The sequence below is a fragment of the Mycobacterium sp. NGS57 genome (assembly GCF_059812405.1).
In genome coordinates this window covers 1-12,854 of the sequence record NZ_JCALCP010000009.1, presented here as the reverse complement: position 1 = coordinate 12,854, position 12,854 = coordinate 1, and the positions used below count along the sequence as shown (strand labels likewise).

15 protein-coding genes are annotated in these 12,854 nt (G+C 70.7%); 5 read left to right on the top strand and 10 right to left on the bottom strand.

What is annotated here, in order from left to right:
* Positions 1 to 77: 77 nt before the first annotated feature.
* The 9 genes from AC5Y43_RS17775 to AC5Y43_RS17735 all read right to left on the bottom strand — a co-directional run bounded on the left by AC5Y43_RS17775 (position 78) and on the right by AC5Y43_RS17735 (position 7,570).
* A complete protein-coding gene (locus AC5Y43_RS17775; RefSeq protein WP_499974598.1) occupies positions 78 to 1,169 on the bottom strand; it encodes a lysophospholipid acyltransferase family protein in 1,092 nt (363 codons plus the stop codon).
* Positions 1,151 to 2,275 (bottom strand): SDR family oxidoreductase, encoded by a 1,125-nt coding sequence (locus AC5Y43_RS17770; RefSeq protein WP_499974597.1) that lies wholly within the window; start codon positions 2,273 to 2,275, stop codon positions 1,151 to 1,153. Before AC5Y43_RS17770 ends, AC5Y43_RS17775 begins: the two co-directional genes overlap by 19 nt.
* Before the next feature lie 63 nt (positions 2,276 to 2,338).
* Complete coding sequence (locus tag AC5Y43_RS17765; RefSeq protein ID WP_003402602.1) at positions 2,339 to 2,440, bottom strand: 30S ribosomal protein bS22; 102 nt, start codon at positions 2,438 to 2,440, stop codon at positions 2,339 to 2,341.
* A gap of 108 nt (positions 2,441 to 2,548) precedes the next feature.
* Positions 2,549 to 2,806, bottom strand: a complete 258-nt coding sequence (locus AC5Y43_RS17760; protein WP_499966233.1) for a cell division/environmental response transcriptional regulator — start codon at positions 2,804 to 2,806, stop codon at positions 2,549 to 2,551.
* 140 nt (positions 2,807 to 2,946) lie between these two features.
* Positions 2,947 to 3,813, bottom strand: coding sequence for a pyrroline-5-carboxylate reductase (gene proC / locus AC5Y43_RS17755; protein ID WP_499974596.1), 867 nt, complete (start codon positions 3,811 to 3,813; stop codon positions 2,947 to 2,949).
* 25 nt (positions 3,814 to 3,838) lie between these two features.
* Positions 3,839 to 4,678, bottom strand: a complete 840-nt coding sequence (locus AC5Y43_RS17750) for a thioesterase family protein (protein WP_499974594.1) — start codon at positions 4,676 to 4,678, stop codon at positions 3,839 to 3,841.
* Between the two features lie 16 nt (positions 4,679 to 4,694).
* Complete coding sequence (locus tag AC5Y43_RS17745; protein WP_499974592.1) at positions 4,695 to 5,537, bottom strand: sugar phosphate isomerase/epimerase family protein; 843 nt, start codon at positions 5,535 to 5,537, stop codon at positions 4,695 to 4,697.
* Positions 5,538 to 5,564: 27 nt separating this feature from the next.
* On the bottom strand, positions 5,565 to 6,557 hold the full coding sequence (locus AC5Y43_RS17740) for an Rv0497 family membrane protein (RefSeq protein ID WP_499974590.1): 993 nt from the start codon (positions 6,555 to 6,557) through the stop codon (positions 5,565 to 5,567).
* Complete coding sequence (locus AC5Y43_RS17735) at positions 6,554 to 7,570, bottom strand: Ppx/GppA family phosphatase (RefSeq protein WP_499974589.1); 1,017 nt, start codon at positions 7,568 to 7,570, stop codon at positions 6,554 to 6,556. Before AC5Y43_RS17735 ends, AC5Y43_RS17740 begins: the two co-directional genes overlap by 4 nt.
* A gap of 82 nt (positions 7,571 to 7,652) precedes the next feature.
* On the opposite strand from AC5Y43_RS17735, the gene AC5Y43_RS17730 reads away from it, so the two are divergent.
* The gene (locus AC5Y43_RS17730; RefSeq protein WP_499974587.1) at positions 7,653 to 8,447 is read left to right on the top strand and encodes a DUF3109 family protein; all 795 of its coding nucleotides are present in this window, start codon (positions 7,653 to 7,655) and stop codon (positions 8,445 to 8,447) included.
* A 4-nt stretch (positions 8,448 to 8,451) separates the two neighbouring features.
* Here AC5Y43_RS17730 and AC5Y43_RS17725 read toward each other — a convergent pair whose 3' ends face one another.
* The gene (locus tag AC5Y43_RS17725) at positions 8,452 to 9,174 is read right to left on the bottom strand and encodes a FadR/GntR family transcriptional regulator (protein ID WP_499974584.1); all 723 of its coding nucleotides are present in this window, start codon (positions 9,172 to 9,174) and stop codon (positions 8,452 to 8,454) included.
* A gap of 42 nt (positions 9,175 to 9,216) precedes the next feature.
* Between AC5Y43_RS17725 and AC5Y43_RS17720 the strand changes: the two genes are divergently transcribed.
* From AC5Y43_RS17720 to AC5Y43_RS17705, 4 genes are read left to right on the top strand one after another with little or no spacing between them, the layout of a single operon-like run.
* Positions 9,217 to 10,173, top strand: coding sequence for a tocopherol cyclase family protein (locus AC5Y43_RS17720; RefSeq protein WP_499974581.1), 957 nt, complete (start codon positions 9,217 to 9,219; stop codon positions 10,171 to 10,173).
* Positions 10,170 to 10,499 carry a hypothetical protein gene (locus AC5Y43_RS17715; RefSeq protein ID WP_499974577.1) on the top strand — a complete coding sequence of 110 codons (330 nt, stop codon included), beginning with the start codon at positions 10,170 to 10,172 and terminating at the stop codon, positions 10,497 to 10,499. Before AC5Y43_RS17720 ends, AC5Y43_RS17715 begins: the two co-directional genes overlap by 4 nt.
* Complete coding sequence (locus tag AC5Y43_RS17710) at positions 10,496 to 12,370, top strand: GMC family oxidoreductase N-terminal domain-containing protein (RefSeq protein WP_499974574.1); 1,875 nt, start codon at positions 10,496 to 10,498, stop codon at positions 12,368 to 12,370. The genes AC5Y43_RS17715 and AC5Y43_RS17710 overlap by 4 nt, the downstream gene beginning before the upstream one ends.
* Positions 12,371 to 12,379: 9 nt before the next feature.
* A complete protein-coding gene (locus tag AC5Y43_RS17705) occupies positions 12,380 to 12,853 on the top strand; it encodes an NUDIX hydrolase (protein ID WP_499974573.1) in 474 nt (157 codons plus the stop codon).
* Position 12,854: the final 1 nt, after the last annotated feature.

The window sequence follows — 12,854 nt, the reverse complement described above, 5'->3', positions numbered from 1 at the left end:
GCGAAATTCAGCCCGGATTGTCGCAGCCAGGTTCGGCTCGCGAAGCCGGGGCGGGCCCGCGAAAGACGAAACCGGGCTCAGCCGAAGAAGATGTTGCGCCGGCCGGCCAGCAGCCGGTAGAGCGTCTGCTGGATGGTCTCGCGCACCTGGTCGGTCAACTCGAAGGTGACCATCGGGTCCTCGGCGTCGGAGGCGGCGTAGTCGTTGGTGTAGATCGGCTCGCCGAACGCGATGCGCCACTTGGACGGCAGCGGCACCAGCCCCGCGGGCCCGGCCAACGGGAACAGCGGGGTGATCGGGAAGTAGGGCAGCCCGAACAGCCGCGCCAGCAGCTTGACGTCGGCGACCATCGGGTAGATCTCCTCCGAACCGACGATCGAGCACGGCACTATCGGCGCCTTGGTCCGCAACGCCGCCGTCACGAAGCCGCCGCGCCCGAACCGCTGCAGCCGGTAGCGGTCCCCGAAGCGCTTGCCCAGCCCCTTGTAGCCCTCCGGGAACACGGCGGTGAGCTCGCCGGCGGCGAGCAACCGGTGCGCGTCGGTGGTGCAGGCCATGGTGTGGCCGGCCTTGCGCGCGGCTTCACCCACGACGGGCAGATCGAACACCATGTCGGCCGCCAGCAGCCGCAGGTCGCGCTGCGCGGGATGTTCGTCGTGCACGGCGACCGACAGCATCAGCCCGTCGAACGGCAACACCCCGGCGTGGTTGGCCACCACCAACGCGGCGCCGTCGCTCGGCAAGTTCTCGATGCCGCTGACCTCGACCCGGAACCACGACCGGAAGAAGAACCGCAGCAAAGGCCGGACAATCGCGCTGTTGAAGTGCGGATCGAACCCGAATTCGTCGACGCTGTAGTCGCCCGTGATCCGCTGCCGCAGGAAGCCCGCGACGGCGGCGACCCGCTGCGCCAATTCGTTCAGCGGTGCCTCACCGGTCGCCGACGCGCCCGCGGCGCGGCGGTGCTCGTCGATTTCGCGGACGACCGCGGCGATCTGTTCGGCGGAAGCGCGCCCGCGCGGATCGGACAGCAGCGAGGGATGTTGGCGGGAGGACTCCGCGCGCTGATCGGCTCTCCGACGCGCCGCTACCCGAGCCCTATTGGTATGCAGTGGAATGACATTCGCTCTGGTTTCGCCAGCCACGATACCTACCTGCCCCCACCCCATGGAATTGCATTTCGGCTTCCCCAGCGCTGCGCTAACGCTATGGCGCGACCCTCCAGGGAGCGTACCCGATCGGGGTCGATTATGGGAGTGAGGCCGCGCCCGCGCACGTAGTCGTCGAACGCCCCGGCGGTCGTCCATTTCGGCTGGTAGCCGAGCTCGGTCCGCATCCTGGTGGTGTCCATGACGCGGCCGTAGCTCAAATACTGAAACTGATCGCGATTGATTTCGGTATAGCGGTTAGCCCGTCTCAGCGAATCCAGCGCCCAGACACCAAACCCCGGTACGGGCACCGGGATTCGGCCGGCGCGGCGGATCGCCTGGGACAGCATCATGATGCCGTCGGCGCCGACGTTGAACGTGCCGGCCTTGCCCGCCATCGCCGCGCGCTCCAGCACGCCCAGTGCGTCCTGCTCGTGCAACAGTTGCAACCGCGCGTCGCGGCCGAACATCGTCGGGACCAGCGGCCCGGCCAGATACCGCGACAGCGTGGTGTCCATCGCCGGGCCGATCATGTTGGCCAGCCGCAGGATCGTCACCGCGATGTCGGGCCGCCGCCGGCCCAATCCGCGTAAGTAGCCCTCGATGTCGAGGCTGTCCTTGGCGAAGCCGCCGCGGAACGGTCGGCGACTGCTGCTGTCCTCGGTGAACATGACGGGATCGTGCGCGCTCGACCCGTACACCTCCGAGGTCGACTTCAGCACCACGCGGCGCACCGAGGGCGCCTTCTGGCAGGCCGCGAAAAGTTGCATCGCGCCCATCACGTTGATTTCCTTCAGCGCCGCGCTGCCGCCGGACCGCGGCGCGTACGACGCCGCCGCCGCATGCACCACCGTGTCGACCTCGCCGTTGCGAATCACCTTGGCAATGAACGGATTACGAATGTCTGCGCGGACGAACTCGGCGCGCCCCATGCGGCGCAGCATGTCCTTGCTGGGGGCGATCGCGTCCACCGCGATAACGCCCTTGATCAACGGGTTCTGCGCGAGCCGGGCGGTCAGGTAACCGCCCAGGAACCGGCACGCACCGGTAACCAGCACGACCTTGGGGTAGTGGACGGTATCGCCGGTGCCTCCGGCGCCGGAGTGCTCCCCGCTCGACTGATCCACTCGACCAGCCTAACGGCCGGACGGGTCGACGGCGTTACTGCGACGTGACGGGCTCAGCGGCGGTTACTTGCCAAGTTTTCTGCGCTGCACCCGCGTGCGGCGCAGCAGTTTGCGGTGCTTCTTCTTCGACATGCGCTTGCGCCGCTTTTTGATGACTGAACCCATGAACTCCGCTATCTCCGCCGGTGACCGCTGCTCTGACCCGGACACTTTACCCGGCGCGCAGCGCGGAACACCAAACCGGCCGGGGAGAGCGCAGGGCCGGCTCCCGGGTCAGCCCGCGTCGAAGTACGAAGTCTCCAGCATGTCGTGGACAGCCTTGGCGTGCACCCGGAAGGACCGCCCGACCCGGACCGCGGGCAGCTCGCCGTTGTGCACCAGCCGGTACACCGTCATCTTGGAGACGCGCATCAGCGCCGCCACCTCTGCGACGGTCAGAAATTGTGTCCTGGCCTGCTGGCCATCGACGGAACCGGAGTCCCGCCCCTTACCAGCGGAATCTCGTGCCGATGGCCCGTTCGTAGACGTCATCGCTACCCAATCGTGTCAGGCTCGCGCAATGCCAGCGGCTTCCCCTCCGCTGGCACCCACACGTGCATACAAAGAGGAGAATAGCGGGACTAGTGGGGTTAATGGTACTGGTGAGGGACAATCAATCCGGAAATCTCGAATTATTCCGATGTAATTCTTAGCTGCTCAGAGCGTCTTTTTGCGGCCTGAACGGCCGCATCGACGGCTGCGCGCAGCCCGCCCCGTTCCAGTTCGCGCAGCGCAGCGGCGGTGGTGCCGCCGGGGGACGTGATCGTCGCGCGCAGCTGCGCGGCGGTGGCGTCGGCGGCCCGCGCGGTCCCCTCGGCGCCGCGGCCGGCATCCGTCCGGTCGAGCAGCATCGCCGCCGAGCCGGCCATCGTCTGGGTGGCCAGGTCGGTGGCGACCTGGCGGCTCAGGCCCGCCGCGACGCCGGCGTCCACCAGGGCCTCGACCATCAGGAAGAAGTACGCCGGGCCCGAGCCGGACACCGCCGTCACGGCGTCGATCTGGGATTCCGGGACGGTCAGCACGCCGCCGACGGCGTCGAACAGGGCCGAGACCTCCGCGAGCTGTGATTCGGTGACGAAGCGACCCTTGGCCAGCGCGGTCACCCCCGCACCCACCAACGCCGCCGCATTCGGCATCGCCCGGACCACCGGCGTTCCGGCCGCCAGCTTGGCTTCGAGGTAACCGATCGTGACCCCCGCGGCGACGGTGACGAAAACCTGTTCGGCACTGTCGATCTCGGCCGCGACGGCCGCGCGGGCCAGCTCCTCGGCCACCGCCTCGACGTCGGTCGGCTTCACCGCGACGACGACGAACGCCGCGTTGTCCACCGCGTCGACCACCGGAGCCACGCGCACCGAATAGGCGGCCGCCAGGTACTTGGCGCGCTCGGGCACCCGTTCGGCCACCACCAGGTCCTTGGCCTGCCGGCCCGCGCGCAGCAGGCCCGACAGCAACGCCTCGCCCATGCTGCCGCCGCCGATGATCGCGATTCTTGCCATGGGAGGAAAGCATTCCAGACAGCGGCTACTGGCCGGCGGCAGGGACCAACGCCAACTGCCGCGCCTGCACGACGAGGCGGCCCAGACTGTCCACGACGATATGGTCCTCGTCGAACCAGTCGTGGCCGATCTCCATGCAGGTCGCGATGATGCGTAGCCAGCCGTCGGCCGGCAGCGCCCGCAGGAAGGCGGTGAGTTGGACGGTGGGCGCCCAACCGGTGCGGTCCACGGCAAAGGTCACCGGCGCCGACAGGTCGCCGCACATGAGCGCGAACAGCGGGTCGGGAGCCACGCCGCGGGGGCGCGCCCACATCTGGATCACCGGCGGGCCCCCGCCGTCGCCGGGCCCCATGGTCGACAGCAGGGGCCGCACGTCGCAGCCCTCGCCCAGGTGCACCAGACCCGCCAGCGGGTGGCCCGGCCCGATCGGCTCCACGTCGTCGGGCGGTTCGGGTGCCATGAGATCGATGACCGGGTTGGCCGAGAGCAGCGGCGCGACAGTGGCACCGGAGGCGCCACAAGCGTCGTAGTGTTCCGGTTCGCCCAGGTTGACGACCGCGTGCACCGCGGTGCGTTCGCCCTGCATGAGCTCGACGTCGACGACGCTGATCCGCCGGCCCCGCTTGCGGACCGACGTCACCAGCTGCATGACGCCCGGATCGGGCGCCGACAGAAAGCTTGCCGACACGGCCACCGGCTCGAGCCCGGCCGCGCCGCCGGCGGCGCGGGCGGCGTTGGCGCACAACGCCAGCATCGCGCCGCCGTGCACCTTGGGCCCGATCGTCCAGCGCTTGTCGAGCTCACCCTCATAGACGCCGGGGCCGGCCTCCCGCAACGCCATCGCGGTGGTGAATAACGCGTTCATGTAACTCCTGAAAAGGTCACCGCATGAGGTGGGTGCGGGCGAACTGCAACGATTCGACGAGCATGGCCTCGCGCTCGTGGGCCGAGCGCGCGCCGGAGGTGGACACCTCGAGGATCACATGCCCGGCGAACCGGCCGCCGGCCAGCATCTGGCACACCTCGGCGGTGGGCTGGGTGCCGCGCCCGGGCACCAGGTGCTCGTCGACGGGCAGCCCGTTGCCGTCGCACAGATGCAGGTGCACCAGACCCGCGCCCATCCGCCGGGCCATCTCCACCGAGTCGGTGCCCGCCGTCGCGGTGTGGGACAGGTCGAGCGTGTAGTGGGCGTGGTTGCCGTCCAGGGGGTCATAGGACGGCGAGAACGCCGAGATCGCCGCGCCGGGGCCGCCGCCGCGGCGGCGCATCCGTTCCAGCGACTGGCCGCTGCCGAAAAACCGGTCGGCCCGGAACGGGAACATGTTCTCCACGGCGACCAGCACGGCGCTGGAGGCCTCGAGCGCCGACACCTGCTCGCTGAAGCCCTCGGCGTAGCGCCGTTGCCAGCGAAAAGGCGGATGGACGACGACGGTCTGGGCCTCCAGCTTTTCCGCGGCCCGCACGCTGCGTTCCAGCTTGGCGATCGGGTTGGCGCCCCAGACCCGCTGCGAGATCAGCAGGCACGGAGCGTGGACGGACAGCACCGGGAGGCGATAGCGCCGGGACAGCTTCCGGACGGCGTCGATGTCCTGGCTGACCGACTCGCCCCACACCATCAGCTCGACCCCGTCGTAGCCGAGCCTGGCCGCGTACTCGAAGGCGGCCTCGGCCCGCAGCGGGTACACCGAGGCCGTCGACAGGCCGACTTTGATTGCTGGGCGCAATGGTCTGGTGGGTTCTGGTTGGCGGTCCTAGCCCGACTGGAGCGACAGCACCAGCGGGCCCAGGGTGATCAATGCCCCCACCGCGACGGCGATCAGCGTGCTGGCGATGTCCTCGGTTTTACGAACCACCCGGACCCCCACCACCAGGCCGAGGATGACCAGCACCGAGAGCACCAGCGCCACGATGCTGTTCCAGCGCCACAGCTCGTCGAACGCGACGAACAGGCCGGCCCCGAACGCCACGGCCAGAATCGACTGGAACACCACCAGGGCGCCGCGCCACAGGGACTCGAGCCGGCCGGGCCCCGCCCGCCGCTCTTCGGCCTCGGTTGCGAGATCGTCTTCGACGTCTCCTTCGGTCACCGCATCGGCAGCGGCCCCGCCGCGGCGCCGGGCCACCTCGTCGGCGAGCGTCTGCCCCCCGAACAGCGTGGAGTCGGACTGCAGGTAGGAGCGCACGTAGGCGGAGTCCTCGGCGGCGGGTTCGGCCTCGCGGACCTCGGAGTCCATCACGTCCACCGGGATGTCGGCGTAGTGGTCCAGCGGGTCGGGGCTCATGTCCTCGGCGCCGGACTGACCGCCGCGCTCGCCCGCGGCCTCGGTGTGCGGCAGGGGCCGCGGGTAGGCGCTGCGCTCGGGGCCCGTGGGGCGCTCGGGCTGCGGCGGCGACTTGGGCCAGCGCGGCTCGGGTTCCGACCAGTACGCGGTTTTGGGCCCGTCCTCGACGATCGGTTGGGCTTCCGGCTCGGGGTGGACCTCGGGTTCGGCGGCGGGCTCGTCGACCTGCACGTCCGCGGGGGCCTGATGCTCGGTCGCGGGCTCGTCGTCGTCGCGGATGACCGGGATCTCGCCGGTGAGCTCGGCGACCGTCACCGCGTCGCTGTCACCGCGACGACGACGGCGCCGCCGGGTGACCGCCGGGGCGCCGATCGTTCCGTTTCTGGCCAGCAATTCGGCGACCGAGATCGGCCTGCTGCCGGGGGCGTCTTCTTCGGTGGTCTCGGAGTGCGGTCGGGTCATGATTTGTCGCCTCTCGATCGGTTCGCGTTCCGATCAGATTTCTGACCTCCAGCATCGCGCACCGAACTCTCGACGAGTGCCGTTCCATCGGCTTCGCTGTCGAGTTTGCGCAAGATGAGACCCTCCCGTAGCGCCCACGGGCAGATATCCACCGCTTCGATCGACAGCACTCGCATACTTGCCTCCGCCACCAGCGCACCCGCCACGATCTGCGGCGCCCGCTCGGCGCTCACTCCCTCCAATTCGGCCCGGTCGGCGGTCGTCATCCTAGAGATGAAAGATATGAGTTGTCTGAGGCCGTTTGCTGTGAGTGTCCGCTTCACCCGCGGCCCGGCCGCCGACGGCGCCGCGCCGGTCAGCCGCGCCAGCGACCGGAACGTCTTCGACGTGGCGACCGCGAGGTCGAAGGTGCCGGCATCGAGAACCGTCTGGCAGGCCTCGGCCAGCTCGGCGTCCAGCCAGTCACGCAGCATCGCCACCCGGCGCCGGCCGGGCGGGTCGTCGGGCAGCCATTCGCGCGTCAATCGCCCCGCGCCCAGGGGCATCGACAACGCGACCTCGGGCTCCTCGTCGACGCCGCTGGACAATTCCAGCGAGCCGCCGCCGATGTCGAGGTTGATGATCCGCCCCGCGCTCCACCCGTACCACCGCCGCACCGCCAAAAACGTCAGCCGCGACTCGTCGACGCCGCGCAGCACCTCCAGCTCGACACCGGTCTCCTTGCGCACCCGGGACAAGACGTCGTCGGAGTTCTCCGCGTCGCGGACCGCCGAGGTGGCGAAGGCCATCAGCTCCGCACAGCCGGAGCTGTCGGCGATCTTGGCGAATTCGTCGATCGTCGCCACCAATTTGTCGGCGCCGCGCTTGGTGATCTTGCCCGAGCCGTCGATGGATTCGGAGAGGCGCAGCGTGGCCTTGGTCGAACTCATCGGCGTCGGGTGCCCGCCGCGGTGGGCGTCGACCACCAGCAAATGAACCGTGTTGCTGCCCACGTCGAGCACGCCTAACCGCACAGCAACAACCTAATGGTGGGCGGCTCGCGTCGCAGGCACAGGTGGCAGGGTGTTGCGGGATTTGTGGTCTAACGTTGACGGAATGGGGAATTCGCACCCGACAACGGGCCATTTCGGAAAAGAGGTCGAGTTGGACTTCGCCCGTGAATGGGTGGAGTTCTACGACCCGGACAACCCCGAGCACCTGATCGCGGCCGACCTCACCTGGCTGCTGTCGCACTGGACGTGTGTCTTCGGCACCCCGGCCTGCCGCGGCACGGTGGCGGGCCGCCCGAACGACGGATGCTGCTCGCACGGCGCGTTTTTGTCCGACGACGACGACCGCGCCCGGCTCGACGATGCGGTGAAGACGCTGACCGACGACGACTGGCAGTTTCGCGAAAAGGGCTTGGGCCGCAAGGGCTATCTGGAACTCGACGAGCACGAGGGTCAGCCGCAGTACCGCACCCGCAAACACAAGGATGCGTGCATCTTCCTGAACAGGCCCGGGTTCGCCGGGGGCGCCGGGTGCGCGCTGCACACCAAGGCCCTCAAGCTGGGTGTGCCGCCGCTGACCATGAAGCCCGACGTCTGCTGGCAGCTGCCGATCCGGCGCAGCCAGGAATGGGTGACGCTGCCCGATGGCACCGAGATCCTGAAAACCTGGGTCACCGAATACGACCGCCGCGGCTGGGGCTCCGGCGGCGCGGACCTGCACTGGTATTGCACCGGCGATCCGGCCGCGCACACCGGCGCCAAGCAGGTGTGGGAAAGCCTGGCCGACGAGCTCACCGAGCTGCTGGGCGCCAAGGCCTACGCCGAGCTGGCGGCAATGTGCAAGCGGCGCAGCAAGTTAGGGCTCATCGCGGTGCACCCGGCGACACGGATCGCCGAATAGCCGCTCAGGTGGCTTGGGTTTTCGTGTAGGACAACACCATTCGCAACGCGCTGGCCTGCAGGTAGCCCTCGACCGCGGCGCCGGCGGCCGCCGCGTCGCCCGCCAGCACGGCGTCGGTGATCGCGCGCAGATCGGCCTCCACCGCGGCGGCGTCGGCGTAGGCGCCGGTGAGCTCGTGCTCGCGGCCGCCGAACGCGTGCTCGACCCAGCGGTACAGCAACCCCAGCGCGCGGTTGCGCGTGCCGTGGATGAGCACGCGGAAGTAGGCGAGGTCGGCGGCCTGACGGTCCGCCGGGCTGTCAACCAAGGTCACCGCTGCGAGCGCGTCCCGCAGCGCGGCGGCGTCCTCTGGCGCGCGTCGCTGCGCCGCCAAGCGGCCGATCATCGGGCCCAGCGCCGCCCGGATTTCCAGCAGCTCGGCCAGGAACTCGGGGCCGAGTTTGCGCACCAGCGCCTCGACGACCGCGGGGTGGGTGAGCGCCTCGGGGTCGCACACGACGTTGCCGCTGCCGTGGCGGGCTTCGATGAGGCCCATCTGCTGCAGGCGGGCCAGTCCCTGGCGCAGTGACGTGCGGTTCACGCCGAGCTGTTCGGCCAGCTCGCGCTCGGGCGGCAGGGTCGAGCCCGGCGGGAACGCCCCGTCGAGGATGGCGTCGGCGATCGATGCGGCGATCTGTTCGTCGACGCGCTGGCGATCCGGCGGGTGCAGCACACTTGACTGGTTCATTGGCTCAACCAATATAGTGGACGGGCCGGCGGGAGGTGAGCAATGAACGACGAGTTGCGGTCGGCCGCGTCGCCACGCTGGCGGGGCAAGGCCGGTCGCCTGGAGGTCTGGTACGCCACCCTGTCGGATCCGCGGACGCGCGCGGCGCTGTGGATTCACTGCGAGACGGTGGCGCCGCTGCAGGGCCTGCCGTATGCGCACGGCTGGGCGACCTGGTTCCCGCCCGACGGCGCGCCGTGCACCGGGCGATTCGGCCCCGAACCGGCCCGGCCCGCGGCGGGCGCGGCCTGGTTCGACGCGGCGGGGGTGCGGGCGGCCCCGGGCAAGCTGGCCGGCCGCGCCGGATCGCTGGCGTGGGACCTGACCTGGACGGACGACGCCGCGCCGCTGTGGACGTTTCCCCGCGCGGCGTGGGAACGGGAGTTGCTGCCGGGCGCCCAGGTGGTCGTCGCGCCCACCGCCGAGTTCGCCGGATCGCTGGCCGTCGATCACGCCGGCACCGCCTTGCGCCTCGAGGGGTGGCGCGGCGGCGTCGCGCACATCTACGGGCACGGCAACGCCCGACGCTGGGGGTGGGTCCACGCCGATCTCGGCGGCGGCGACGTCATGGAAGCGGTTGCGGCGGTCTCCCACAAACCGGGCCTGCGCAGGCTCGCGCCGCTGGCGTTCGTCCGGTTCCGCATCGACGGAAAGGATTGGCCCGCAAGTTCTTTGCCGTCGCTGCGGATGCGCACAACGCTGCGCCTGCGGCACTGGCAGCTGGAGGGACGCATCGGCGGTCGCCAGGTGCTGATCCGCGTCGACCAGCCGCCGGAGAGGTGCGTGAGCCTGGGCTACACCGATCCCGACGGGGCCACGGCGGTGTGCACCAACACCGAGCAGGCCGACGTCTACCTCGACATCGACGACCGGCACTGGTCGGTGCTGGGCACCGGGCATGCCGAAGTCGGTTTGCGCGGCGCCCTGGCGCCCGACCTCGACGAAAGGATCCCCTCGTGAGCTTTGCACTGGACCCGCCGCTGCTGTTCGCCGCCGGGCTGCTCATCGAGCGCAGGCTGCCGTCGGAGCGCCGCGACCTCGCCGAGGCCGCCACGCTCGGCGTCTTCTTCGGCGGGTCGTTCGGGCTCTACAACAACGTGCCCGGCCTCGGGGTGCTGTGGCGGCCTTTCCGTGCGCAGAACGGTCGCGACTTCATGTGGAATAGCGGCGTTTTCGGCATGCGCACCGAGAAACTCGACTGGCCCATGCACGCGGCGGCGGGTGCCATCTTCGCGACGTATCCGCTCTTCATCAAGATGGGGCGCCGGCTCGGGCGCCGCAGATGAGCCGCCTCACGGCGTCGTTCGGCAGTGCGCTGCTGCCCGAGGAGCACGGCGGCCCGGCGCCGGCCCAGTTCGTCGACCGCGTCGAGCGCTACCTCGAGCGACTACCCGCGACGGCACGCGCGGCCACGCGGGCCGGAATGCTCGCGGTGACCGCGGCGAGCTACCTGACCACCGGGCGGCCGCTGACCCGGCTGGACCCGGACCGCCGCGACCGGGTGCTGCGGCGCGTCGCCGCGCTCGGGCCGGACGCCGGGGCGGCCGTCGAGGCGGTTAAGGCGATCGCCCTGCTGGCCAACGGCGCCGACACCTATGCGCCCGAACTGCTTTCGCATGCCCGGCAGGATGACGCGGCGCGTCCCGACGCGCCATTGACCATCACCCCCTCGACCGAGAGCCGCTCCGTCGTCACCGCCGACGCCGTCGTCGTGGGCTCCGGCGCCGGCGGGGCTATGGCGGCGCGCACCCTGGCGCGCGCCGGGCTGGACACCGTCGTGCTCGAGGAGGGCCGCCGCTGGACGGTCGAGGAATTCCGCACCACCCACCCCATCGACCGCTACGCCGGGTTGTACCGGGGGGCCGGGGCGACCGTCGCGGTGGGACGCCCCTCGGTGGTGCTGCCCGTCGGGCGGGCGGTCGGGGGCACCACCGTGGTGAATTCCGGCACGTGCTACCGGCCGCCGCCCGCCGTGATGCGGCGCTGGCGCGACGAATTCGGTCTCGCCCTGGCGGGTCCGGAGCGACTGACCAAGCGCCTCGACGAGGTCGAACGCACGCTACGGGTGGCGCCGGTGCCGCTGGAGATCATGGGGCGCAACGGCCGGCTGCTGCTGGATGCCGCCGCGACCCTGGGCTGGCGGGCGGCGCCGATCCCCCGCAACGCGCCGGGCTGTGCGGGCTGCTGCCAGTGCGCGATCGGCTGCCCGCGCAACGCCAAGTTCGGCGTGCACCTCAACGCGCTGCCGCAGGCGTGCGAGGCGGGTGCGCGGATCATCTCGCGGGCCCGCGTCGAGCGGGTGCTGCACTCCCGCGGTCGCGCCCGCGGCGTGCGGGCCCGCCGGCCCGACGGCACGGCGCTGGACATCCTCGCCGGCACCGTCGTCGTCGCCGCCGGCGCGACCGAGACCCCGGGGTTGTTGCGGCGCAGCGGCTTTGGCGCACACCCGCGCCTGGGCCGCAACCTGGCGCTGCACCCGGCGACGATCCTCGCCGGGCGCTTCGAGGAGGACGTCGTCGCGTGGCACGGCGTGCTGCAAAGCGCGGCCGTCCACGAGTTTCACGAATCCGACGGGGTGCTGATCGAGGCGACCTCCACGCCGCCGGGGATGGGGTCGATGGTCTTTCCCGGCTACGGCGCCGAATTGCTGGGCTGGCTCGACCGCGCGCCGCAGGTCGCCACATTCGGCGCCATGGTGGCCGATCGCGGCGTCGGCTCGGTGTCCTCGGTGCGCGGCGAGACGCTGGTGCGCTACCGCATCGCCCCCGCCGACGTGGCCAAGCTGATGGTCGCGCTCGAGGCGATGGGCCGGCTGCTGTTCGCCGCCGGCGCCGTCGAGGTGCTCACCGGGCTGCCCGCCGCCCCGACGGTGACGTCGCTGCCCGCGCTGCGCGACGCGCTGGGCCGCGCCGATCCGCGCGGCCTGCACCTCGCCGCCTTTCACCCCACCGGCACCGCGGCCGCGGGCGCCGACGAGCAGCGCTGCCCGGTCGACGAGACCGGGCGGCTGCGCGGCGTCGACGGTGTGTGGGTGGCCGACGCGTCGATCCTGCCCAGCTGCCCGGAGGTGAACCCGCAGCTGTCGATCATGGCGCTGGCGCTGGGCGTGGCCGACGAGGTCGTGAGCGCCCGCCGATCGGCCGCACTCGTGTGTTAAGAACGGTGCGTGCCGATCCCCGACTTCATCGTCGAGCTCCGCCGCGCGATCGGCCACGCGCCACTGTGGTTGGCCGGCGTCACCGCGGTGACGATCCACGAGCGAAAGGTGTTGCTGGTCAAGCGCTCGGACAACGGCGCGTGGACGGCGGTGACGGGGATCGTCGAACCGGGAGAGAACCCCGCGGACTGCGCCGCGCGCGAGGTCCGCGAAGAAACCGGGGTCACCGCGCGGGCCACCAGGCTCGCGTGGGTGCATGTGACGCGGCCCGCGGTACACGCCAACGGCGACCAGGCGCAGTATCTGGATCATGTATTCCGCATGCAGTGGCTGTCCGGCGAGCCGTTCGCGGCCGACGACGAGTGCACCGCAGCGGCGTGGTTCGACCTCGATGACCTTCCGCCGATGACGGCCGACATGCGACGCCGTATCGCGTTGAGCGACAGCGACGATGCGCGGACGCTTTTCGACAGCGAAGGCTAGC